Genomic DNA, 21704 nt, shown 5'->3' on the forward strand with positions numbered 1-21704 from the left:
AAGAGACTGGCCGAGCCTCGCGGATGTCGCGCGTCGAGCCGATGGGGAGAACTCCCCATCCCGCACGGGCCTCAGGTCCTCGCGGCCTCCGACGCGCGCTCGACGACGTGGTCGACGAGGCCGAAGTCGACGGCTTGCTCGGCGGTCAGCACCTTGTCGCGGTCGGTGTCGAGACGCAGCTGCTCGATGCTGCGGCCGGTGTGCCGGCTCAGCACCTCCTCCACCTGGGACCGCACGCGCAGCAGCTCGTCGGCCTGCAGGGCGAGGTCGCTCACCGTTCCCTGCCCGCCGGCGGACGGCTGGTGCAACAGCACCCGCGAGTGCCGCAGGGCGAACCGTCGCCCCGACTCCCCCGCCGCGAGCAGCACTGCTGCCGCCGAGGCCGCCTGGCCGAGGCAGTACGTCGCCACGGGTGTCGGCACGAACTGCATCGTGTCGTAGATCGCCATGAGCGCCGTGAAGGACCCACCCGGGCTGTTGACGTAGAGCGACACCTCACGGTCCGCCGCCACGTCGGCGAGGTGGAGCAGCTGGGCCATGACCACGTTGGCGACGCCGTCGTCGATCTCGGTGCCCACGAAGATGATCCGCTCCTGCAGCAGCCGGCTGTAGATGTCGAAGCTGCGCTCGCCCGCCGGGGTGCGCTCCACGACGTACGGGATCGTGTAGCTCATCGCAGGCCCACCTTGCGCTCGACGCCCACCGGGCGCACGTCGGCGAGCGAGGTGACGACGTGGTCGACGATCCCGTACGCCTGCGCCTCCTCGGCGCTGAACCACCGGTCGCGCTCACTGTCGTGCGTGATCTGCTCGACCGTCTGCCCGGTGTGCTCGGCCTGCAGCTCGTTGACGCGGCGCTTGACCGCCTTGAGGTTGTTGGCCTGCACCTCGACGTCTGCGGCCGTGCCCTGGATCCCGGCCGACGGCTGGTGCATCATGATGCGCGCGTTGGGGAGGGCGAACCGCTTGCCCGGGGTGCCGGCTCCGAGCAGGAACTGGCCCATCGAGGCCGCGAATCCCACTGCGAGAGTTGACACGTCGTTGGGGATGACGCGCATCGTGTCGTAGATGGCGAGGCCCGCGGTGACCGAGCCGCCGGGGCTGTTGACGTAGAGGCTGATGTCGGCGCGCGGGTCGCGGGCCGAGAGGAGCAGCAGCTGGGCGGTGACCCGGTTGGCGACCGGGTCGTCGACCTCGGCCCCGAGGACGATGATCCGCTGGTGGAGCAGCTGCATCGACAGCTGGTCGTCCAGCAGGGTTGGCGTGAGTGTCTCGGTCATGCGAACCAGCGTTGCTCAGCGCTGCGGCATACGGAATCTCTCTCTGCCACGGGCAGATTCGCCGACAGCGTATGCCGGTCGGTGCGTGAGCGGGAGCGCCGCCCAGACGCAGACGGCGAGGGCGGCGAGGAGGTAGGCGTTGCCGACGAGGTGCTCGACAGGGCCCCAGGCGTACTCGCGGCGCCCGCCCCACGGAGGCCAGAGGATCGGCCGGGCCACGAAGACCGCGGTCCAGGACGCTGCCGCCCACCGGCTGCGTTCCCAGAGCACGAGGGCGACCGGCACCGCCCACACCCAGTGGTGCGACCACGAGATCGGCGAGACGACGAGCCCGGCGAGCGCCGCCAGGCACGTGGCGAGCAGCACGTCACCGCGTTGCCACCGGGCCCGCGCGGTGACGACGATCGCGACGCCGACGGGCAGGGCGACTGCCAGCCACAGCGGCAGGGACGGCCGCGCGTCGAGCAGCCGCGTGAGGGCGCCGTACACGGACTGGTTGTGCGTCAGCGACGGCGGCCCCACCCGGCCCGCGTCGACGAGGCCGTCGGTCCAGTAGGACACGGCCCAGCGGGGTGCCACGAGGAAGCCCGCCGCGACCGTCAGACCGAAGGTCACGAGCGCACGCCGGGCGGTCGCACGACGACCGACGAGGACGAGCAGCACGACGAAGACGAGCGGGGTGAGCTTCACCCCGGCGGCCAGCCCGAGCAGCACGCCGGACCAGCGCCGCTCGGTCCGGAGCAGGTCGACGAGCACGGCCGTCATGACGAGCACGTTGACCTGCCCGAAGGCGAGGTTCTGCCACACGGGCTCCAGAGCCACGGCGCCCCCGGCGACGGCGGCTGCGAGCCAGCCCGGTGCCGGGCGGTCCTGCGCGCGTCGCACCAGCACGACGGCCGCCGCGAGCGCCGCGGTGGACGCGCCGGTCCAGACGGCAGCCGCGAGCCAGGCCGGCAGGAACGCCAGGGGCACCATGACGACCGACGCGAACGGCGGGTAGGTGAACGACAAGCCGGTCACCGGGTCGCGCGGCGCCGTGGCGGGCGGCCCGGCGACCAGGGCCCGACCTGCCTCCTGGTAGACGCCGAGATCGGTGAGGCCGCCACGCAGGCTCGTCAGCACGGCGGCGGCGACGGCAGCGACGAGCACCACCGCTGCGACCGGCGCGGGTCCGGCCAGCAGGCGCACCCACCTCACCCGGGCCGGAGCCAGCACCTTCGCATCGTCGCAGACCACGGGCGCGGACCGGGCCGCACCGGATGACATGATCTGAGCCATGGATGCCGACGCCGTCGTCGTGGGAGCCGGTCTCGCCGGCCTCGTCGCCACCGCCGAGCTCGCCGACCGCGGCAAGCGGGTGGTGCTCGTCGACCAGGAGGGCGGGCAGTCGCTCGGCGGACAGGCCTTCTGGAGCTTCGGGGGGCTCTTCCTGGTCGACAGCCCCGAGCAGCGCCGGATGGGCATCCGCGACAGTCTCGAGCTCGCCACGCAGGACTGGATGGGCTCGGCACAGTTCGACCGCGACGAGGACTTCTGGCCCCGCAAGTGGGCGGAGGCGTACCTGCACTTCGCCGCGGGCGAGAAGCGCTCGTGGCTGCACGAGCAGGGGCACCGCCTCTTCCCCGTCGTCGGCTGGGCCGAGCGCGGCGACGGCCGGGCCGACGGGCACGGCAACTCCGTGCCGCGCTTCCACATCACGTGGGGAACCGGCCCCGGCATCGTCGAGCCGTTCGAGAAGCGCGTGCGTGCCGCCGTCGAGAAGGGCCTCGTGACCCTGGCGTTCCGGCACCGCGTCGACGACCTCGTGCTGTCGGGCGGGACGGTGACCGGCGTACGGGGACGGGTGCTGGCGCCCGACGGCGTCGAGCGCGGCCGCCCGAGCAGTCGCGAGGAGGTCGGGGACTTCGAGATCGCGGCCCAGGCCGTGGTCGTGACGAGTGGCGGCATCGGCGGCGACCACGACCTCGTGCGCCGGGCATGGCCCGAGCGGCTCGGCACGCCCCCGGCGCGCATGGTCGCCGGAGTGCCCGCCCACGTCGACGGCCGGATGCTCGGCATCACCCAGCAGGCCGGCGGCAACGTCATCAACCCCGACCGCATGTGGCACTACACCGAGGGCCTGCGCAACTGGGACCCCGTCTGGGACAACCACGGCATCCGCATCCTGCCCGGCCCGTCGTCGCTGTGGCTCGACGCGCGCGGCCGTCGTTTCCCGGCCCCCTACTTCCCCGGCTTCGACACGCTCGGCACGCTGGGGCACATCATGCGCACCGGCTACGACTACTCGTGGTTCGTGCTGACGCAGAAGATCATCGAGAAGGAGTTCGCCCTCTCCGGCTCGGAGCAGAACCCCGACCTCACCGGCAAGGACGTACGCCAGGTGCTGGGTCGCGCGCGCAGTGGCGCACCCGCGCCCGTGGAGGCGTTCATGCGCAACGGGGAGGACTTCGTCGTCGCCCGCTCGCTCGACGAGCTGGTCCGGGGGATGAACGCCCTCACCGGTGACGACCTCATCGACCTCGAGTCGCTCCGCCGTACGGTCGTGGCCCGCGACAACGAGATCGACAACGACTTCACGAAGGACGCCCAGATCACCGCCGTGCGTGGGGCCCGCCACTACCGCGGCGACCGGCTGATCCGGGTCGCGAGCCCGCACAAGCTGCTCGACCCCAAGGCGGGACCGCTCGTCGCGGTGCGGCTCAACATCCTCACGCGCAAGACCCTCGGCGGGCTCGAGACGGATCTCGCGGGACGGGTGCTGCGGCCCGGCGGCGACCCGCTCCCCGGCGTCTACGCGGCCGGCGAGGTGGCCGGCTTCGGCGGTGGCGGCATGCACGGCTACAACTCGCTCGAGGGCACCTTCCTCGGCGGCTGCCTCTTCAGCGGCCGCACCGCCGGACGCTCGGTGGCGGCGGCCCTCTGACGCTGGGGGGCGAGGGTCTTGACGACACCCGCGCGGATCGTCTACAACGGGAACAGAGCACGAAGTTGAGCGGTTATCACTCAAGAAAGGTTCACTGAGGCCGATCAGGTCGGCCCCGTTCTCCGAGGAGTAGACATGAGCACCACCACCTTCGACCCGTTCCGCTCCATCGACCGGACGTTCGACCGCCTGCTGGGCGAGGGCCTGCGCGGGGCATCCGCCTCCGGGTCGATCATGCCGATGGACCTCTACCGGTCCGGCGAGAGCTTCATCGCCCACATCGACCTGCCCGGCGTCGACCCGTCGACCATCGACATCGACGTCGAGGACCGCACGCTCACCGTCCGGGCCGAGCGCCGGTCGCCCGAGGCCGAGGGCGCCCAGTGGCTCTCGCGCGAGCGGCCCGCCGGCACCTTCGCCCGCCAGCTCTCGCTCGGCCGCGGCCTCGCCCTCGACCGCATCGAGGCGGACTACCGCGACGGCGTGCTGTCGCTGACCATCCCGGTCGCCGAGGAGGCGAAGCCGCGCCGCATCACCGTGTCGCACGCAGGCTCGTCGGCCGACGCGCACCGCGAGATCGAGGGGGCCGACACGGAGGCGACGAAGGAACACGCGTCCGCCTGACCAGGACCGGGGGGCTCGGCGGTGGACCGCCGAGCCCCTGCACCTGTCCGGGTGCGGATCAGGCCGGCGCACCGACCGGGGTGGCGAGCGCTTCACCGTCCACGACCGCGCGGCGCTCGGCCGCGCGGCGCTCGGCGGCGTTGGCCGCGAGGATGACGACGAGGCCGAGGCCGGCGAAGCCTGCCCCCACCCAGAGCGGTGACGTCCAGCCGAGCCCGGCAGCCAGGGCCAGGCCCGAGAGCCAGACGCCCAGGAAGTTGCCGAGGTTGAACGCGGCGATGTTGGCCGACGACGCCATCGTCGGAGCGCCCGCCGCGTGCGCGAGCACCCGCATCTGCAGGCCCGGCACGGTCGCGAAGCCGAAGAAGCCCATCGCCAGCAGCATCGCCGCCGATCCCAGTGGGCTGTGCGCGAGCAGGGCGAAGCCGACGAGCGAGACGCCCAGCGCCACGGTGAGCAGCACGAGGGTGCGGGCGAGCGCCCGGTCTGCCCAGCGCCCGCCGAGCAGGTTGCCGACGAAGAGCCCGACGCCGAAGAGGACGAGCAGCCACGGCACCGCCGACTCGTCGAAGCCGGTGACCCGCGTGAGCAGCGGCTCGACGTACATGAACGCCCCGAACATGCCGCCGAAGACGAGCACCGTCATGCCGAGCGAGAGCCACACCTGGCCGTTGCGAAAGGCCTCGAGCTCGGCCCGGAGGCCGACGGTCGACCGGGAGCCGGGACCAGCCTCGCCGTCGGCCTCGACGTCGCCCGAGTCGGGGACCAGCGCAGCGATGCCGGCGGCCGCGACGACCCCGACGGCGGCGATGACGGCGAAGGTCGCGCGCCAGCCCCACTGCTGGCCGACGAAGGTGCCGAGCGGCACGCCGAGCACGTTGGCGAGGGTGAGGCCGCCGAACATGATCGAGATCGCGCCCGCCTTGCGGTCGGCGGCCACGAGCGAGGCCGCCAGCACGGCGCCGATGCCGAAGAACGCCCCGTGCGCGAGGGCGGCGACGACGCGACCGCCGAGCAGGACGGCATACCCGGGGGCGAGGGCCGAGAGCGCGTTGCCGGCGACGAAGAGTCCCATGAGCACGAGCAGCGCCCGCTTGGGACGCCAGCGCCCGAGCAGCGGCGGGAGCGCCAGCGCGCCGAGGACGACGGCGAGGGCATAGCCGCTGATGAGGTAGCCGGCCGTCGGGATGCCGACCCCGAGGTCGGCCGCGACGGTGCTGAGGAGGCCGGCGATGACGAACTCCGTCAGGCCGATGCCGAAGCCCCCGAGAGCGAGGGCGATGAGACCGAGTGGCATGGGTTCCTGGTCCTTCCGAACAGGTGCGGACGCCGGGGCCGAGCCTCTCTGCCTTCGCCGGTATGCCGCGTGTGCAACTACTTGACGCTGAGCGACGCTAGTTGCACGCGCGGCATATTGCAAACGCGCGCTACGATGGGGGCATGGGAATCGCGGACACCGCCGTCGAGGTGCGCGCCTCCGGGTGGCGCACCCTCGCTGCGCTGCACGGACACATCGAGGCCGCACTCGAGCGTGAGCTCGTTCGCCGGCACGGGCTGTCGGTCGTCGAGTTCACCGTTCTCGACGCGCTGTCACGTCAGGACGGCTGGCACATGCGGATGTCCCAGCTCGCCCGGGCCGCCGCGCTCTCCTCGTCGGCCACGACCCGGCTCGTCAACCGGCTCGAGGACCGCGGCCTGCTCACCCGGGTGCTCTGCGCCGACGACCGGCGAGGCATCTACACCGAGCTCACCCCCTCCGGGCGGCGACTCCACGCCGAGGCGAGCCCCACCCACGACCAGGTGCTGGAGGAGTCACTCGGCAGCGCCGGTGAGGTGCCCGAGCTCGCTGCCCTCGTCGAGTTCCTCCACCGCTCCTGACGACTGCCGATGCGGCGGTTCAGAGCCGCCCGCGGACCGGGGTGCGTTCGACCGGGTCGCCGCCCTCGGGCATGACCATCTCGGCGCGCACGCCGAGCAGCCGCACCTCGCGCTCCGGGTCGAGCGTCGCGGCCAGCTCCACCGCCGCGGCGACGACCTCGTCGCGGTCGGACGTCGGGGCGCGCAGCTTGCGGGCCTTGGTCTGGGTGAAGAACGGCGCGTAACGGACCTTGAGGGTGACCCGGAAGACCGGCCGGCCCTCCTTCGCGGTGTCGTCGAACGCCTGCTCGGCGAGGTCGCGCACCGCGTCACGCACCTCGGCGGGCGTCGTCAGGTTGCTCTGGTAGGTGGTCTCGCGGCTGTGCCCCCGCGCGATCCAGGGCGAGTCGTCGACGACGGCCGAGCCGATGCCCCGGCCCAGCCGGGAGTACCAGACGCCCATGCGAGGCCCGAACTCGCCGACGAGCGTGGCCTCGTCGGCGTCCGCGAGCTGGCGCACCGTCTCGATGCCGTGACCTGCGAGGCGCTTCGAGACCTTGGAGCCGACTCCCCAGAGGTCGATCGTCGGCCTGTCGCCCATGACCTCGAACCAGTTGTGGCGCGTCAGCCGGAAGACACCGCGCGGCTTGCCGAAGCCCGTGGCGATCTTGGCCCGCACCTTGTTGTCGCCGATGCCGACCGAGCTGTGCAGGTCGGTCGCCTCGAGCACCGCGCCCCGGACCCGATGCGCGAAGGCTTCGGGGTCGTCGGTCTGCACCCCGAGGAACGCCTCGTCCCACCCGAGCACCTCGACGACGACGCCGAGGGACCGCAACGTCTCCATGACCCGCTCGGACGCCTCGGTGTATGCCGGCGCGTCGACCGGCAGGATGACCGCGTCGGGTGCCTTGCGTGCGGCCAGACGCAACGGCATGCCCGAGCCGACCCCGAACTCGCGGGCCTCGTAGCTCGCCGTCGACACGACGGCCCGCTCGGTCGGGTCGCCGCGCCCACCGACGATGACGGGCTTGCCGACGAGCTCGGGTCGGCGCAGCAGCTCGACCGCCGCGATGAACTGGTCGAGGTCGACGTGCAGCACCCAACGGGCGGGCCCGGCGCTCATGACGCCATTGTGCCCGCGCGGACCGACAGTGCTGGCGGTGCCGGTGGCCGGGCGGACGTCAGCCGCGCGTCGGGCGGTCGCGCTTGGCGGGCCGCCGTGGTTGGTCGGTGACCTGCCTGCCGGCCCGGAAGGTGTAGACGGCCGGCGGCTCGGGCGTGCCGGACGACTCGGTCGGGTCGGAGCGATCGACAGGCTCCGAGCGTCGAGGGGCCCCGGCGGCCTTGGGGGCGCTCGGGGCGCTGGGGGCGCTGGGGGCGCTGCGGGTCCGGGTGTCTCCGCCCGTCGGGTCGTCGTCGACGGGCGCCGGGCCGGCGGCGGCGTCCTGCTCACGCGCCGCGAGGACGACACCGTGGAAGAGCATCGCGGCGGCCAGCACCGTGAGGCCGAAGGCGCCGACGGCGAGCGGCACTCCGGTGTGGGCGCCGCCGAGCTCGGAGCGGAGCAGGTGCAGCCCGCCGGCGGCGGCACCGACGACGGCGGAACCGACGAACCAAACGATCGTGCCCCGGGTCATTGAATGCGCCACGAGGTCACTGTGGCACACGCGAGCCGGGTTGGCGCCGAGGCCTGCAGGTTCGGCTCGAGGGACGGGCGGCTGACGGGCGGCTGACGGGCGGGTCGCGTGGATTGTCAGTGTCCGGACGTCGCCGAGACACCCTTGGCCGCAACGGTCTTCGCCGCCTTGGCGGCGTTCTCGGCGTCCTGTCGCGCAAGCCTCGTGGCGGCCATCACGTCGGCCCTGGCCTGACCGGTGGGGACGGCCGTGCCACCGGACGCCCGGTCGGCCTTCTTCGAAGACCCGAGGATCGCCCGCGAGGTGGGGTCGGGTGCGAAGCCCTGCGTTGCCGGCTGGGCCTGGGCGCGCGCCTGGCGGGCCTGCGCCGCAGCCGCCTTGGCGGCCTTGGCGAGGGCAGCCTTGGCTGCCTTCTCGTTCGCCCTGGCGGCCTTGGCAGTCTTGTCGGCGGCCTTCTTCGCGGCCTTGTCGGCAGCCTTGGACGCCTTGTCCGCAGCAGCCTTGGACGCCTTGTCCGCGGCCTTGGACGCCTTGTCGGACGCCTTGTCGGACGCCTTGTCGGCAGCCTTGGCCGGGCCGTTGTCGGAGCCCTTGCCCGAGTTGTCGTCGGAGCGCTGCCCCGGAGTCCCTGGGCCCTCGGCGTTGCCGGGCCTCGGGTCGAGGGCGTCGAGCGCGAGCGTGAGTCCCGGGGCAACGGCCGATGGGACCGCCGGGGGTGCCTGCACGGGTGGAGCCGGCGGAACCGGCGGTGCCGACGGCGCCGCCGAAGCGGGCACCTCGGCCGGACGCGTCGCGGCCGGCGCCTGGACCGACCCGGCGGACTCGGGTGCCGAGGGCACGGCGGCATACGCGGTCTGGGTGCCGACGGAGAACGGGGAGCTGACGGGCACACCACCGGCGGCCTCGGGCTCGGCACGGCGCTCGTGCGCCGTGACGGACGGCAGGATGAGGGCCGCGACGGCGGCGCCGAGCAGCAGCGCCGCACCACGCTGGCCACCGACGGACGAGAGCGACACGCGCCCGCGGACGAGCGCGGCGATGGCCGCGAGGAGCGGCGAGACGCCGATGACGACGAAGCCTGCGGTGAGGCCACCCACGAGGCAGCTGAAGGCGACGAGGGCGCCGATGACGGCGAAGCCGGAGACGGTGCCCTCGGGCAGGCGGCGCGGCTCGGGGTCGGCGAGCAGGTCGACCGGCTCGGGGGCCAGCAGGCCCGGGCGGGCCGGCAGCGTGAACGAGGGCTCCTCGAGCGCGGCGAAAGCGGACATTTCGGACGTCACGGGGACAGTGTGGACGATGCGGGGCTCCGCGTCACGTCCCGGCTCGTTGTCGCCTCCTGAGGTGCCGCCGTCGCCCCCGCGCGAGGACTCGTCACGCAGGGTGCGGGTCGGCGCACCGGCGGCGGCCCAGAGCTGCCAGCCGCGGGGCGGGACCGGCCAGGAGGGGTCGGGCAGCCAGCGGTCGACGTCAGCCGTGGCCGGCCGTCCCGGTCGCATCGGGGCACCGTGCGTGGGCGTCATGGGGGTGGTCACCGAACTCGCCTCTCCTGCGTCAGCGCGGCCCCGCTCCGTCGAGCAGGGCCTCTCATAGCAGAACAGTACGGTGCAGAGTCACGTTTTGTACCGCAAATGGTAAAAGTTGGGCAAAGTCGCCCGTGTCGTCAACGCCACGGTGGGGCACGCCGTCTCGACCGACTGCGTCGACTGGGAGGTCGTCGAGGACGCCCTGACCCCGTCGGACAGCGGCTTCGACGACCTCGCGATCTGGACCGGGTCGACCGTGCACGACGGCGAGCGCTGGCGGATGTTCTACACGGCCGTCTCTCGCGCGGGACACCACATCTACGACCAGCGGATCGGCTCCGCGGTCTCCGACGACCTCGTGCACTGGACCCGGGTCTCGAGCGAGCCGGCCCTCCGCATCGACCCGCGGCACTACAAGACGCTGGCCTCGCACCCCGGCCCCACCGAAGGGCCCGACCTCGAGGGCAGCAGCGAGACGTGGCGCGACCCGCTCGTGCTGCGCGACCCCGAGGGTGACGGCTGGCACCTGCTCATCACCGCCCGAGCCCGCGACGCGGCGAAGAACGACGACGGTGTCGTCGCCCACGCCTGGAGTCCCGACCTCGACTCGTGGGAGGTGCGCGGGCCTCTCTGCGAGCCGGGCGCCGGCTTCGGGCAGCTCGAGGTCCTGCGCAGCCTCGTCATCGACGGGCGGCCCGTCCTCGTCTTCACCTGCCACCCCGAAGAGATGACCCCGGCGCGCCGTGCCGACGCCGACGGGTGCTGCACGTGGTCGGTGCCGTCGCCGGGCCTGCTCGGCCCGTGGGACCTGTCCCGGGCTCGGCCGTTCCGGGCCGACCCGACGCTCTTCGCGGCCCCGGTCGTGACCCGGCCCGACGGCAGCACCGTGATCTTCGGCTTCCACCACGACGGCCGGGACGGGTCGCTCTGGATCGGTGACCCGATGCCGGTGACGCTGGACGCCGCGGGCTACCTCGTGCCCGCCTGACCCGACCGGCCGGCCTCCACGGGATGTAGCCCTCCCACCAGCCACGCCGGGGTCTGGTCGGCGAAGTGGTCGGCCCGGGCGTCGCCGCTCGCCCCGAAGGGCACCACCCACCGGCTCGCGTCACGGTCGGCGAGGTCCCAGACGTAGCGGGCGACCGGTCCGCCGTAGCAGCGGTCGGTCACCCCGGGCGCGCTCGCCGCGGCGAGCACGCAGCCCTTGTCGCCGCCGACCGGGTCGCGCGGCACCGACGGCGCCCGGTCGCTGACGTCGAGCGCGTGCAGTGGGTCGAGCCAGTGCCGGTCACCCCACGCGGCGTCCGGGTCGTACTGTCCGGCCACGCTCTCGAGGGCCGCGCGGACCCCGTCGGCGACGTCGATGCCGCGCTCGGGGGCGAGCCGTGCCATGGAGTGCCAGCCGGCACCGATCTGCGCGACCACCCCGGTCCACGCGGCGAAGATCGGCGAGTGGCCGCTCGGCTCGAGCATCGGCGCGAGGCTCGGGTGGTCCGAGAACCACCGCACCAGGGCGGTGCGCCAACGCGCGAAGACGGCGGCCCCGTGACTGTCGGCGTCGCTGTGGCCGTCCCACGCGAGCAACACCTCGCGCACCTGCGCCGCGCGGCCGCCCACCTCGACGGCCTCGACCAGCTCGCGCATGAGGTCGGCCTGGCCGTTGCGGGAGTCGACGTGGATCGCCGCGCAGTCGTCGACGGTCAGGCCGGTGCGCGACCCGATGAGCGAGCGGATGCGCTCGGCGCGGAACGGCGTCGCGTACTCGACCCCGAGCCCTCCCCCGCTCGCCCGGTCGTTGGCGCTCACCATGACGTCCGGCACGTCGACGGCCGGACCCCGGCGGTAGCCGTGCCAGGTGTGCCTGGAATCCCAGGCAGGCAGCGGCAGCACCATGCCCGCCTCGTCGCGGTCCGGCACCCGTCCGACGACGAGGTGGCGCATGCGTCCGCTCGTGTCGGCGACGAGCGCCGAGTTCACGGGCTCGACCCAGCGCGCGAGCGCCCGCTCGACGTCGTCGACGGTGCGGGCCCGCAACAGGGGCAGCAGCGCGCCGAAGCCGAGGTCGCTCTCGACCTGGGTCGGGGTGCGCAGGCTGAAGGGTGGCGGTCCGCACGCAGCCGCGGCCTCGTCACCGTCGCCGGTGACCGCAGCGGCGCGCTCGAGCTCGGCCTCGAGCCCGGTCACGACCGGGCCGCGCGCCGTCACGACGACGGGCACGTGCAGCTCGCCCTCGCCGCGCACCCGCACCGTCTCGGTCGTGTGCTCGACCGGCTCCCAGCCGTCGAGGCCGCGCGCCACGAGCACGGGGGCGCCGTCCTCCCTCGACCCGTCGCACCGAAGCCTCTCGAGCGTGAGGTCCTGGTAGTCGGCCATCGCGTTCGTGATGCCCCAGGCGACCGACCCCGTGTGGGCGAAGTGCTGCACGCCCGGCACCCCCGGGAACGTGAAGCCGACGACGTCGAACTCGGGGCACGCGAGCCCCACCTGCTGGTAGCAGCCGGGCAGCTCGATGGTGCGGTGCGGGTCGCCCGCGACGAGGGGCAGCCCGCTCGCGGTCTGCGCGCCGCCGATGACCCACGCGTTGCTCCCCGAGCGGTCGACACCCTCGGCGTGGAGCAGCGGCAGCGCGTCCTCCCCGAGCCGGTCGGCGACGTGGGCGTTGAAGAGCTTGGCGGGGAAGGTGCCGAAGAGCAGGTGGATGCCCCAGAAGATGCCGAGCGGCGTCCACGGCGCCCACGGGCGCGGCGCGGCGGCATACGCCTCGAGCCCGAGCGCCTCGACCTCCGGTGTGCCCGTGAGCCCCTCGGCGAGGGCGGAGTCCACCCCGTCGACGTATGCCGTGAGCCACGCCCGCGTCTCGGCGTCGAGCCGCTCGAAGCAGCGTCGCACGGTGGCCTCGAGCCGCACCTGGCGGGCGAAGCGGTCCCAGGGCACCCCGTCCGCGCCGACGTACTCGGCGGTGCGCCCCTCCATGCGCCAGCGGTGGTGCTCGATCTGCCAGCCGCGGTCGAGCGCGGTGACGCGGCCCTGGAGGCGGGCGAGCTCCAGCACGTCGTCGGCGCGCAGGTGCGGGACACCGAGGGCGTCCCTGGTCAGGCCGGCCAGGGGCTCGCGCGTCACGTGGCGTCCTTGAAGCGCCCCCACCCGTGCCACCGGTCGACGTCGATGATCGCCGTGACACGGGCACGGTCGCGCACCCGGTAGGGCTGCCCCGTGTAGTGCGACGCGATGCGGTCGATGTCGCCGAGGTCGCGGTCGTCGAAGAGCTCGACGACGCGGCCCTGGAGGCTGACGTGGGTGATCCAGTTCTCGGGGTCCATGGCGCTGAGGCTCACGCGGGGGTCGGCCCGCAGCCAGTCGAGGCGCTTGCGGCCGGCGTCCATGTTGACGACGACCTTCCCGTCCTCGAAGAGGTACCAGGTGGGCACCGAGACGGGCTGGCCGTCGGGGCGCACGCAGCTGATCGTCGCGTAGTTCGGTCGGCGCAGGAACTCGGCGACCTCCGCGGGCAGAGCGGCCCCGCTCGTGGGTCGGCCGGCCGTCACCGGTCGCCCGACGTCTTGCTCTGGATCTCTCGGAAGAACGCGTCGGAGATGCGACGGAACTGGTGCAGCGTCAGGGTGATCGGGTCGCCGGCCGACAGCCCGAGGACCGTGTGCTCGGGGTCGAGCGCCAGCTCTGGGTCGGCCAGCACCGTGCCGCCGTTCTCGACGAGCGACCGGGCGAGCACGCGCACCTCGTGCAGCGCCTTCCCGGTCTGCCCCTCGGCGGCGCTCAAGCGGTGGATGAAGCAGCCCTCGAGGACGATGAGCATGTTGTTGAAGTACTCGTACTCGAGCGACTCGAGGGCGCCCTCGAGCGCGGAGACGTCGGCGTCGCCGTGGTCACGGGCCGCCTGCGCCACCTCACGGAACATCGCCACCTGCGACTCGACCCGCGAGCGGCAGGCGTCGACGTAGTCGGGCTCGTACTCCTTCGTCCCCAGCATGGGCTCAGCGTAGCGAGCGAGCGGCCACGTTCCGGCGACTAGGTTTGGGCCATGGCAGCGCGTGAACGGAACGTGCTCGGCGGTGAGCTCGAGCCGTGCGGGACCGACCCGGTGACCGGCTTCTACCGCACCGGCTACTGCACGACGGGTCCGGAGGACCGCGGCAGCCACACCATCTGCGTCGTCGTCACCCCCGAGTTCCTCGCCCACCAGCGCAGCGTGGGCAACGACCTCGTCACGCCGCGCCCCGAGTGGCGCTTCCCCGGCCTGACGCCGGGAGACACGTGGTGCGTCGTCGCCGTGCGGTGGCTGCAGGCGCACCAGGACGGCGCGGGCGCACCTGTCGTGCTCGCCGCCACGCACGAGCGGGCCCTCGAGGTCGTGCCGCTGCAGCTGCTCCAGTCGTATGCCGCCGACGTGCCCGACGACCCGAGCTCCCTTCTCTGACATGACGGCTCACGCCCTCCCCCCTCTGGAGGCCGACTGCTCACAGTGCTTCGGGCTCTGCTGCGTCGCCCTGCCCTTCGCGCGGTCGGCCGACTTCCCCGTCGACAAGGCCGGTGGCGATCCGTGCCGCAACCTGCTTGCCGACCACCGGTGCGGCATCCACGACCGGCTCCTCGAGGGCGGTTGGCGCGGCTGCGTGACCTTCGACTGCTTCGGGGCGGGCCAGCAGGTGTCGCAGGTGACCTTCGGCGGCGTCTCGTGGCGCGAGGCGCCCACGACGGCCCCGACGATGTATGCCGTCCTGCCCGTCGTGCGCCAGCTGCACGAGACGCTCGCCCACCTCCTCGAGGCCGTCGCGCTGGGGCCCGACCCCGACGCCGCCGCCGCGCTGGACGGGCTCGTCGACGAGGTGGGAGCCGCCACCGCAGCCGATGCCGACACCCTCCTGGCCATCGACCTCGTCGCCCTTCGCGGGCGCGTGGGCGACCTGCTGCGGACCGTGAGCGCGACCGTGCGGGAGAGGCATCGGCGGCGTGACGGCATACGCGGGCGGTCACGGAGGGCCCGGCGGGTCGGCCCCGGCGCCGACCTCGTGGGTGCCGACCTGCGCGGGCTCGACCTGCGGGCGACGGACCTCCGCGGCGCACTGCTCATCGCCGCCGACCTCCGGGGCGCAGACCTGCGGTGGGCAGACCTGCTCGGGGCGGACCTGCGCGACGCCGACCTGCGGGGCGCGGTCGTCGACGGCGCGCTCTTCGTCACCCGGCCGCAGCTCGCGGCCGCACGCACCTGACGGGGGGCGCACTGCGCAGTTGGCGCATTCGGTCGCGCTGCGAGCGGCGAGAGCCCACAATCGAGCCACAGTGACCATCGTGACCATCGTGACCATCCGTCCCGTCGAGCACCGGAGCCGACCGTGCGCCGAGCCAGAGCCGCAGCTGCCGCCGCACTGCCGGCCGCCCTCGTCCTGGGACTGACGGCTGCCCTGACCGCCTGCACCGCAGACAAGCCCGGCGTCGAGCTGAGCCAGGTGGCCGGATCCGGGGTCACGGGCACGCCCGTGCCGACGCAGACCGTCACGGTGACCGAGATCGACACGCGCACCGTCACCGCGACGACGACCGTCGTGCACTCGACGACCTCGACCGTGGTGGCAACGCCGACCGTCACCGTCACGGCGCTGCCGCGCCCGAGCCTCACCACGAGCACCGTCTTCAACCGCACGACAGCTCTCGCCGACTACGCCAACCTCGTCAACGACGTCCGGGTGCTGGACCGGATCCCCTTGTCGGGCAACGCGGCCGCCGTCCAGCTCGACGCGATGACCCAGCACCTGGCGCGACTCGGCGCCAACGGGCCACCGCCGGGGCTCGACGCGCCCAGCTACTACGGCAGGCTCTTCTCGCTCGGGCTCTTCGCCCGCGCGGGTGCCGACGAGGCCGCGGCCGGGTCGCCCGTCGCGACGAGCCGCTACTCGGTCGTGCGCCAGGAGACCGGCGTGCTGCTCTCGCTCGTCAACGGCGCACTGTCGACGACCTTCACGCTGCCGCCGCCCGTGCCGCGGTCGACGGCCACTCCCTGAGCGTCAGTGCTGAGCGTCAGTGCTGAGCGTCAGTGCTGAGCGTCACCGCCTGGGTGGCGGCGGTTCGGCGTGGACGTGCCGGTTCAGCCGCGAGTGCGACCGCGGCGCGGGCACGCGCGACCAGATCGCACGTTGCAGGGCGAGGGTGAGCCAGCCCGCCAGCGCCATCCCGATGATGTTGACGACGAGCTGCAGCCCGCTGCCGCGCACCTCACCCCACGCCCCGAAGGCGAGGCCGAGGGCGACGTTGCCGGCTGCCGGAATCGTCGTGACCGAGATGAAGACGCCGCTGAGCCCGGTGACCCGGGCCGACGTCAGCGACAGCACGCCCGCGGCCGCGGCGAGCACGGCGACGATGAGCGACCACTTGTCCGGCGTGTAGATGAACCCCGTCGCGGGCCGCTCGCCGGTGATGTCCTCGAGCGTCACCCAGCCGAGTGCCCGCCCGATGAGCCCGGCCACGCAGGTGACCGCGATCGCGACGGCGAAGCCCACCGCCAGGGCGCGCGCCGCCACGGCGAGCAGCAGCGGCCGGCGCCGCACCAGGGCGACCCCGAGCGCTGCCACGGCACCGAACTCGGGGCCGAGCACCATCGCGCCGATGACGAGGATCTGGGTGTCGAGGACGATGGCGATGCCGGCGATGAGCGTCGCGAGGGACATGAAGGAGAGGAACGTCCAGTTCAGCTCGCTCTCCTCGTAGGAGCGCTGGGCGACCTCGGCCCACACGACGGCGTCGGCGCTGCTGCCGGGCGTCTCCTCGTCGGCCTCGAACCCGGCCCTCGAGACCCAGGTGCTGACCGGCTCGAGCTGCAGCGTGCCGCCCTCGTGGACCCCGAGATCGCGCAGGCTCTCGACGATCGCGTTGGCGCCCTCGCGGGCGACGTCGGCCTGGACCACGTCGCCGACCGGGCGCAGCGCGGCTCCTCGCATGACGGCCAGGGTGCTCACCGCCGAGGAGTCGGAGAGGACCCGGGTCACCTCCTCGGTCAGCTCGCTCGGGATCGTCGCGGTGAGTCTGAGCATGCGTGCCAGTCTGCCGCCGGCGGGGCGGTTTGACAGGACGGCGCGCACGGCCCGACAGTGACATCTGAACATCCGTTCAGATGAACGGCCTGACCGGACCGTGCCAGACGAAGCGGAGACCATGAGCACCGTCACCGGCCTCGACGCCTGCGCCACGCCCTGCGTGCACCCCGAGAAGGTGGCGCTGGCCACCGACAACGCCCCTGGGCCCGACGAGCTGGCCAGGGTGACCAGCGTCTTCAAGCTGCTCGGCGACCCCACCCGGGCACGCCTGCTCTACGCCCTCCTCGAGGCCGGCGAGCTGTGCGTCTGCGACCTGGCCGCTGCGACCGCCACCGCCGAGACCACCGTCTCGCAGGCCCTGCGACTGCTCCGCGCCTCCGCCGTCGTCACCGGTCGGCGCGAGGGACGCAACATCTACTACCGGCTCAGCGACGCGCACGTGCGTCTGCTGCTCGACGTCACCCGTGAGCACGCCCTCCACGACGGGAGTCCTCGGCCGTGAGCCACGACCACGGGTCCCACGGGTCCCACGGGTCCCACGGCTCCTTCGCGGCGCACGCCGGCGGCCGGCACCGCTGGCGGCTCGCCGTCGCCTTCGGGCTCGTCGGCGCCTTCTTCGTCGTCGAGCTCGTCGCCGGCCTGCTGTCCGGGTCGCTCGCCCTGCTCTCCGACGCCGGCCACATGGCCGCCGACGTCGTGACGCTCGGAGCCGCGCTCGTCGCGACCCGCATCGCGACCCGGGCCGACACGACGGGGCGGCGCACCTTCGGCTCCTACCGCGCCGAGGTCTTCGCCTCCGGGCTCGCGGTGCTGCTCATGCTCGGGGTGGCCGTCTACATCGTCGTCGAGGCCCTCGCCCGCATCGGGTCGCCGGCATCGGTCGCCTCGGGCACGATGCTCGCGGTCGGCGCCGTCGGCCTCGCGGTCAACGTCGCCTCGCTGCTGCTGCTCCGCGGTGGCGCCGGCGAGAGCCTCAACGTCAAGGGCGCCTACCTCGAGGTGGTCGCCGACACCGTCGGCTCGATCGGTGTCGTCGTCGCGGCCCTGCTGGTCCGGGCCACGGGCAGCACCTGGTGGGACACGGTGACCGCCCTCGCCATCGCGGTCTTCGTCGCGGTGCGGGCGGTCGGGCTCGGCCGCGAGGTGGTCGCCGTGCTCGGGCAGCACGCCCCGTCCGGCATGGAGCCGACCGAGGTCCTCCGCGCGCTGTGCGACGTGCCCGGCGTCACCGAGGTGCACGACCTCCACGTCTGGACCCTCACCTCCGGCATGGACGTCGCGACGGCGCACCTCGTCACCGCCCGACCCGATGCCGGGGCGGAGGTGCTCGAGGCCGCGAGCCGGATGCTGCGCGAGCGCTTCCACGTCGCACACGCGACCCTCCAGATCGAGACCACCGACCGCAGCCAGTGCCAGGGAGCCGACTGGTGAGCACCCCATCCCTGCCGACCTTCTCGCTGCTGCCACCCTCGCGGCGGGCGGCCCTCGTGCGCCGGGCGCGGCTGCTCGCCGGCGCCTCGGTCGCCTACAACGTCGTCGAGGCCGTCGTCGCCATCGCGTCGGGCCGCATCGCCGACTCGACCGCGCTCGTCGGGTTCGGGCTCGACTCGACGGTCGAGGTGATGAGCGGCCTCGTGATCCTCTGGCAGTTCGGCCACCCCGTCCCCGAGGAGCGCGAGCACCTGGCGCGTCGCCTCATCGCCGTCTCGTTCTTCGCCCTCGCGGCCTACGTGGCCTTCGAGTCGGTGCGGGCCCTCGTGGGTCGGGAGCAGCCCGACACGTCCGTGGTCGGCATCGGGCTCGCTGCCCTCTCGCTCGCCGTCATGCCGATCCTGTCGCACTGGCAGCGACGCACCGGGCGCGAGCTCGGCTCGGGAGCGGTCGTCGCCGACGGCACCCAGACCCTGCTGTGCACCTACCTCTCGGCCGTGCTGCTCGTCGGCCTGCTCGCCAACGCGCTGCTCGGCTGGTGGTGGCTCGACGCGGTCGCCGCCCTCGTCATCGCCGGGGTCGCCGTCCGCGAGGGCCGCGCGAACTGGCGCGGCGACGCATGCTGCTGACCCGCGTGCGATCTCTTGACGGCGTGGCCCCTGGCCGACAGGGTGACCAACCGTGACACTCCGGGCCGAGTCCTCCCCCCTGCTCCGCGCGCGCCTCGCTGCCGGCACCGCCTTCTTCGTCCAGGGCCTGCTCTTCATCTCGCTGACGACGCGGCTGCCGCAGATCCAGGAGAAGTGGGACCTCGACGAGCTCGCCGTGAGCGGGCTGCTGCTCATGGTCGTGCTCCTCGCGGGCGCGGGCTCCGTCGTGGCCGAGGTCGTCGCGGCCCGCTCGTCGAGCGCCGTCGTCGTGCGCACCGGCCTCGTCGCCGCCACCGTCGGGTTCGCGGTGCTGCTGCTGGCGCCGGCCTTCTGGGTCTTCGTCGCCGGCCTGGCCGTCTACGGGCTCGCGCTCGGTCTCGTCGACGCGTCGTCGAACATGCAGGCAGTCACCGTCGAGCACCTCTACCGCCGCCCGATCCTTCCGTCGTTCCACGCGTTCTGGACGGCCGGTGGCATCCTCGGCACCCTCGTGACGCTCACGACCGTGGACGTCGACCTCGGCCCGGGCCTGCTCCCGCTGCTCGTCCTGCCGCTCGCCGCCCTGGCGGCGCCCTTCGTGCGCCGCGACCAGCTGGCGCAGTCCGACGCGGCGATCGACGTGCCGTGGCGACGCATCGCGCTGCTCGGCCTCGCGATGGTGCTCTTCTACATGGTCGACACGGCCGCCACGACGTGGGGACCGGTCTACCTCAAGGGCGCCCTCGACGCCCCGAGCGGGCTCACCGCGCTCGCGACGCTCCCCTACCTCGTCGCGACGCTGCTCGCCCGCGCGGTCGGCGACGGCCTCGTCGACCGCCACGGTGCGGTGTGGCTGCTGCGCGTCAGCGGGGTCGTCGCCGCGGCCTCGCTGGCCGTCATCGTCTTCGCGCCGACGTGGCTCGTCGCCGTCCTCGGCTTCACGGTGCTCGGCGGAGCCGTCGCGACGATCGCGCCGCTCAGCTTCTCGGCGGCGGGGGCGATCGCCGGTGGCGAGTCGGACTCTGCCGGCGAGCGCATCGACCGCACCGACCAGGTCGTGGCGCGCTTCAACCAGTTCAACTACGTCGGCGCGCTGCTCGGGGCCGTGCTCACCGGGGCCGTGGGGTCCGACGACCTGCGCCTGGGCTTCGCGGTGCCGATGGTCCTCGTGCTCGGCATCGTCCCGCTCGCGTCGCAGTTCGCGATCATCCGCCGGCGAGGCGCCGTGGTCGGGACGCGCTGACCTCACCACGCACCCCGCGCATCACGTCGCGCAGCACGGCGAGCCCGGGCCCGATCGCCTCCTCGCGTATGCCGCCGACACCGAACGCGAGCCCGTGGCGGGTCGGTCGTTCCAGGTGCCTCGGCGAGAGGGGGTCGACGAAGACGCCCGCTGCGAGGGCGCGGTCGGCGACCGCGCTGTCGTCGAGGTCTCCGTCGCGCAGGAAGGTGCACACGTGGAGCCCGGCGGCCGACGGGACGACCTCGAGCCGGTCCTCGAGAGCGGCCAGACCGCGGAGCAGCTCGTCGCGGCGGGCCCGGTAGACCTTCGTCGCGCGCTTCACGTGCGCGGCGTGGTGGCCCTCGGCGAGGAAGTCGGCGAGGGCGCGCTGCGTCACCGCGTCGCCGTCCCACACCGTCACCCGCTTCGCCTCGCGCAGCGCCGGGGTGAGCGAGCTGGGCGCGATCGCGTAGCCGACCCGCAGGCCGGGCAGCAACGACTTCGAGAACGAGCCGACGTAGACGACGCGACCGTCGCGGTCGAGGCTCTGGAGGGGCTCCAGGGGCCGGTCGGCGAAACGGAACTCGCTGTCGTAGTCGTCCTCCACGAGCACGGCGTCGTGCCGGACCGCCCACTCCAGCAGGGCGATCCGGCGCGCGCGTGACATCGCGACACCTGTCGGGTGCTGGTGCGAGGGCGTGACGTAGACGAGACGGGCCGCGTCGGGCAGCGCGTCGACGACGAGGCCCTCGCCGTCGACGGGCACGCCGCGCACCGTCGCGCGGTGGGTGCTGAAGAGCCGCGCGGCCGCCGTGTAGCCGGGGTCCTCGACGGCGACCACGTCGCCCGGCTCGACGAGCACCCGGGCGACCAGGTCGAGCGCCTGCTGCGCCCCTGCCGTCGTCACCACGTCGTCGGCGGAGGCGACCACGGAACGCGACACCCCGGCATACCGCGCGATCTCGCCCTCGAGCCGGCTGGCGCCGCGCTCGTCGTACGTGTCCGGGGCGAGCCGTCCGCGCCGCAGGGTGCCGGTCACGATGCGCCGCCACGTCGCGAGCGGGAAGAGGGACGCGTCGGGCACGCCGACGGAGAAGTCGTACGCCGCGTCGCCCGGGACCCGTGGCGCGGCGGAGGGCGAGCGCCAGGCAGCCGTCGGCGTGACGGCCCCGGGTCGCGTACGCCGTCCCCGCGCCGTCCCCGAGCGAGCGGGCGGCACGCAGCCCGCCGCGACGAAGGTGCCCGACCCGCGCCTGCTCTCGAGGAGCTGCTCGGCGAGGAGCCGGTCGTACGCGGCGGTGACCGTGCCGCGCGAGACCCGCAGGCTGGTGGCGAGCTCACGGGTCGCCGGCACGCGGTCACCACCGGCGAGGCGACCGTCGAGCACCGCCTCGCGCAGCTGCGCGTAGATCTGGGCCGTGAGGTCGCCGGAGCCGGCGAGGGTGACGTGCAGGTCCACGGGGCGAGCCTAGAGTGGCCCAAACCGACGGGCAAGAAGTGGACCTTCTGACCGGTCCACTCGACCGGGATCCT

General features: G+C 73.6%; 23 protein-coding genes. 11 read left to right on the forward strand and 12 right to left on the reverse strand.

The window, feature by feature from the left end; all coding sequences use genetic code 11:
- Positions 1 to 71: 71 nt before the first annotated feature.
- The 3 genes from ACXR8F_RS13665 to ACXR8F_RS13675 are packed head-to-tail and all read right to left on the reverse strand — an operon-like array spanning position 72 to position 2545.
- Entirely contained in the window at positions 72 to 674 is a 603-nt protein-coding gene (locus ACXR8F_RS13665) for a ClpP family protease (protein WP_458801229.1), read from the reverse strand.
- Positions 671 to 1279 (reverse strand): ATP-dependent Clp protease proteolytic subunit, encoded by a 609-nt coding sequence (locus tag ACXR8F_RS13670; protein WP_458801231.1) that lies wholly within the window; start codon positions 1277 to 1279, stop codon positions 671 to 673. The genes ACXR8F_RS13665 and ACXR8F_RS13670 overlap by 4 nt, the downstream gene beginning before the upstream one ends.
- 15 nt (positions 1280 to 1294) lie before the next feature.
- Positions 1295 to 2545 carry a glycosyltransferase 87 family protein gene (locus tag ACXR8F_RS13675; RefSeq protein WP_458801232.1) on the reverse strand — a complete coding sequence of 417 codons (1251 nt, stop codon included), beginning with the start codon at positions 2543 to 2545 and terminating at the stop codon, positions 1295 to 1297.
- A gap of 10 nt (positions 2546 to 2555) precedes the next feature.
- On the opposite strand from ACXR8F_RS13675, the gene ACXR8F_RS13680 reads away from it, so the two are divergent.
- Together ACXR8F_RS13680 and ACXR8F_RS13685 are read left to right on the forward strand one after the other, a co-directional pair.
- Complete coding sequence (locus ACXR8F_RS13680) at positions 2556 to 4202, forward strand: FAD-binding dehydrogenase (protein WP_458801234.1); 1647 nt, start codon at positions 2556 to 2558, stop codon at positions 4200 to 4202.
- Positions 4203 to 4337: 135 nt separating this feature from the next.
- Positions 4338 to 4826 carry an Hsp20/alpha crystallin family protein gene (locus ACXR8F_RS13685; protein WP_458801236.1) on the forward strand — a complete coding sequence of 163 codons (489 nt, stop codon included), beginning with the start codon at positions 4338 to 4340 and terminating at the stop codon, positions 4824 to 4826.
- Positions 4827 to 4884: 58 nt separating this feature from the next.
- On the opposite strand, the gene ACXR8F_RS13690 is transcribed toward ACXR8F_RS13685, so the two are convergent.
- Positions 4885 to 6123 (reverse strand): MFS transporter, encoded by a 1239-nt coding sequence (locus tag ACXR8F_RS13690; RefSeq protein ID WP_458801238.1) that lies wholly within the window; start codon positions 6121 to 6123, stop codon positions 4885 to 4887.
- 143 nt (positions 6124 to 6266) lie between these two features.
- On the opposite strand from ACXR8F_RS13690, the gene ACXR8F_RS13695 reads away from it, so the two are divergent.
- Entirely contained in the window at positions 6267 to 6704 is a 438-nt protein-coding gene (locus tag ACXR8F_RS13695; RefSeq protein ID WP_045192132.1) for a MarR family winged helix-turn-helix transcriptional regulator, read from the forward strand.
- Positions 6705 to 6723: 19 nt separating this feature from the next.
- Here ACXR8F_RS13695 and ACXR8F_RS13700 read toward each other — a convergent pair whose 3' ends face one another.
- From ACXR8F_RS13700 to ACXR8F_RS13710, 3 genes are all read right to left on the reverse strand, one after another.
- Positions 6724 to 7806, reverse strand: coding sequence for a DNA polymerase IV (locus tag ACXR8F_RS13700; RefSeq protein ID WP_458801240.1), 1083 nt, complete (start codon positions 7804 to 7806; stop codon positions 6724 to 6726).
- A 58-nt stretch (positions 7807 to 7864) separates the two neighbouring features.
- Positions 7865 to 8332 (reverse strand): hypothetical protein, encoded by a 468-nt coding sequence (locus ACXR8F_RS13705; RefSeq protein WP_458801242.1) that lies wholly within the window; start codon positions 8330 to 8332, stop codon positions 7865 to 7867.
- A gap of 104 nt (positions 8333 to 8436) precedes the next feature.
- Positions 8437 to 9852, reverse strand: coding sequence for a hypothetical protein (locus tag ACXR8F_RS13710; RefSeq protein WP_458801244.1), 1416 nt, complete (start codon positions 9850 to 9852; stop codon positions 8437 to 8439).
- A gap of 106 nt (positions 9853 to 9958) precedes the next feature.
- Here ACXR8F_RS13710 and ACXR8F_RS13715 point away from each other — a divergent pair, with 106 nt between their 5' ends.
- The gene (locus ACXR8F_RS13715; protein WP_458801246.1) at positions 9959 to 10831 is read left to right on the forward strand and encodes a glycosyl hydrolase; all 873 of its coding nucleotides are present in this window, start codon (positions 9959 to 9961) and stop codon (positions 10829 to 10831) included.
- Here the strand turns inward: ACXR8F_RS13715 and ACXR8F_RS13720 are convergent.
- From ACXR8F_RS13720 to ACXR8F_RS13730, 3 genes are read right to left on the reverse strand one after another with little or no spacing between them, the layout of a single operon-like run.
- Complete coding sequence (locus ACXR8F_RS13720; protein WP_458801248.1) at positions 10813 to 12963, reverse strand: penicillin acylase family protein; 2151 nt, start codon at positions 12961 to 12963, stop codon at positions 10813 to 10815. The genes ACXR8F_RS13715 and ACXR8F_RS13720 overlap by 19 nt on opposite strands.
- Positions 12960 to 13388, reverse strand: coding sequence for a TIGR03618 family F420-dependent PPOX class oxidoreductase (locus tag ACXR8F_RS13725; RefSeq protein WP_082081034.1), 429 nt, complete (start codon positions 13386 to 13388; stop codon positions 12960 to 12962). The genes ACXR8F_RS13720 and ACXR8F_RS13725 overlap by 4 nt, the downstream gene beginning before the upstream one ends.
- Positions 13385 to 13831: a hypothetical protein gene (locus tag ACXR8F_RS13730; RefSeq protein WP_045192094.1), complete on the reverse strand. Its 447-nt coding sequence runs from the start codon at positions 13829 to 13831 to the stop codon at positions 13385 to 13387. Before ACXR8F_RS13730 ends, ACXR8F_RS13725 begins: the two co-directional genes overlap by 4 nt.
- A gap of 51 nt (positions 13832 to 13882) precedes the next feature.
- On the opposite strand from ACXR8F_RS13730, the gene ACXR8F_RS13735 reads away from it, so the two are divergent.
- From ACXR8F_RS13735 to ACXR8F_RS13745, 3 genes are all read left to right on the forward strand, one after another.
- Entirely contained in the window at positions 13883 to 14278 is a 396-nt protein-coding gene (locus tag ACXR8F_RS13735) for a DUF2237 family protein (protein WP_045192096.1), read from the forward strand.
- Between the two features lies 1 nt (position 14279).
- The gene (locus ACXR8F_RS13740; RefSeq protein WP_458801250.1) at positions 14280 to 15071 is read left to right on the forward strand and encodes a pentapeptide repeat-containing protein; all 792 of its coding nucleotides are present in this window, start codon (positions 14280 to 14282) and stop codon (positions 15069 to 15071) included.
- 123 nt (positions 15072 to 15194) lie between these two features.
- Positions 15195 to 15860: a hypothetical protein gene (locus ACXR8F_RS13745; protein WP_458801252.1), complete on the forward strand. Its 666-nt coding sequence runs from the start codon at positions 15195 to 15197 to the stop codon at positions 15858 to 15860.
- A 42-nt stretch (positions 15861 to 15902) separates the two neighbouring features.
- Here ACXR8F_RS13745 and ACXR8F_RS13750 read toward each other — a convergent pair whose 3' ends face one another.
- Complete coding sequence (locus ACXR8F_RS13750) at positions 15903 to 16886, reverse strand: DUF389 domain-containing protein (RefSeq protein ID WP_458801254.1); 984 nt, start codon at positions 16884 to 16886, stop codon at positions 15903 to 15905.
- 121 nt (positions 16887 to 17007) lie between these two features.
- On the opposite strand from ACXR8F_RS13750, the gene ACXR8F_RS13755 reads away from it, so the two are divergent.
- Genes ACXR8F_RS13755 through ACXR8F_RS13770 form a run of 4 tightly spaced genes read left to right on the forward strand, consistent with a single transcriptional unit; the run spans position 17008 to position 20192 of the window.
- Entirely contained in the window at positions 17008 to 17391 is a 384-nt protein-coding gene (locus tag ACXR8F_RS13755) for an ArsR/SmtB family transcription factor (RefSeq protein ID WP_045192099.1), read from the forward strand.
- Positions 17388 to 18320 carry a cation diffusion facilitator family transporter gene (locus ACXR8F_RS13760; RefSeq protein ID WP_458801256.1) on the forward strand — a complete coding sequence of 311 codons (933 nt, stop codon included), beginning with the start codon at positions 17388 to 17390 and terminating at the stop codon, positions 18318 to 18320. The genes ACXR8F_RS13755 and ACXR8F_RS13760 overlap by 4 nt, the downstream gene beginning before the upstream one ends.
- A complete protein-coding gene (locus ACXR8F_RS13765) occupies positions 18317 to 18949 on the forward strand; it encodes a cation diffusion facilitator family transporter (protein ID WP_458801257.1) in 633 nt (210 codons plus the stop codon). Before ACXR8F_RS13760 ends, ACXR8F_RS13765 begins: the two co-directional genes overlap by 4 nt.
- 52 nt (positions 18950 to 19001) lie before the next feature.
- Positions 19002 to 20192, forward strand: coding sequence for an MFS transporter (locus ACXR8F_RS13770; protein ID WP_458801259.1), 1191 nt, complete (start codon positions 19002 to 19004; stop codon positions 20190 to 20192).
- Here the strand turns inward: ACXR8F_RS13770 and pdxR are convergent.
- Positions 20155 to 21630 (reverse strand): MocR-like pyridoxine biosynthesis transcription factor PdxR, encoded by a 1476-nt coding sequence (gene pdxR / locus ACXR8F_RS13775; protein WP_458801261.1) that lies wholly within the window; start codon positions 21628 to 21630, stop codon positions 20155 to 20157. The genes ACXR8F_RS13770 and pdxR overlap by 38 nt on opposite strands.
- Positions 21631 to 21704: the final 74 nt, after the last annotated feature.

This window comes from Terrabacter sp. AAH1, from assembly GCF_054456855.1.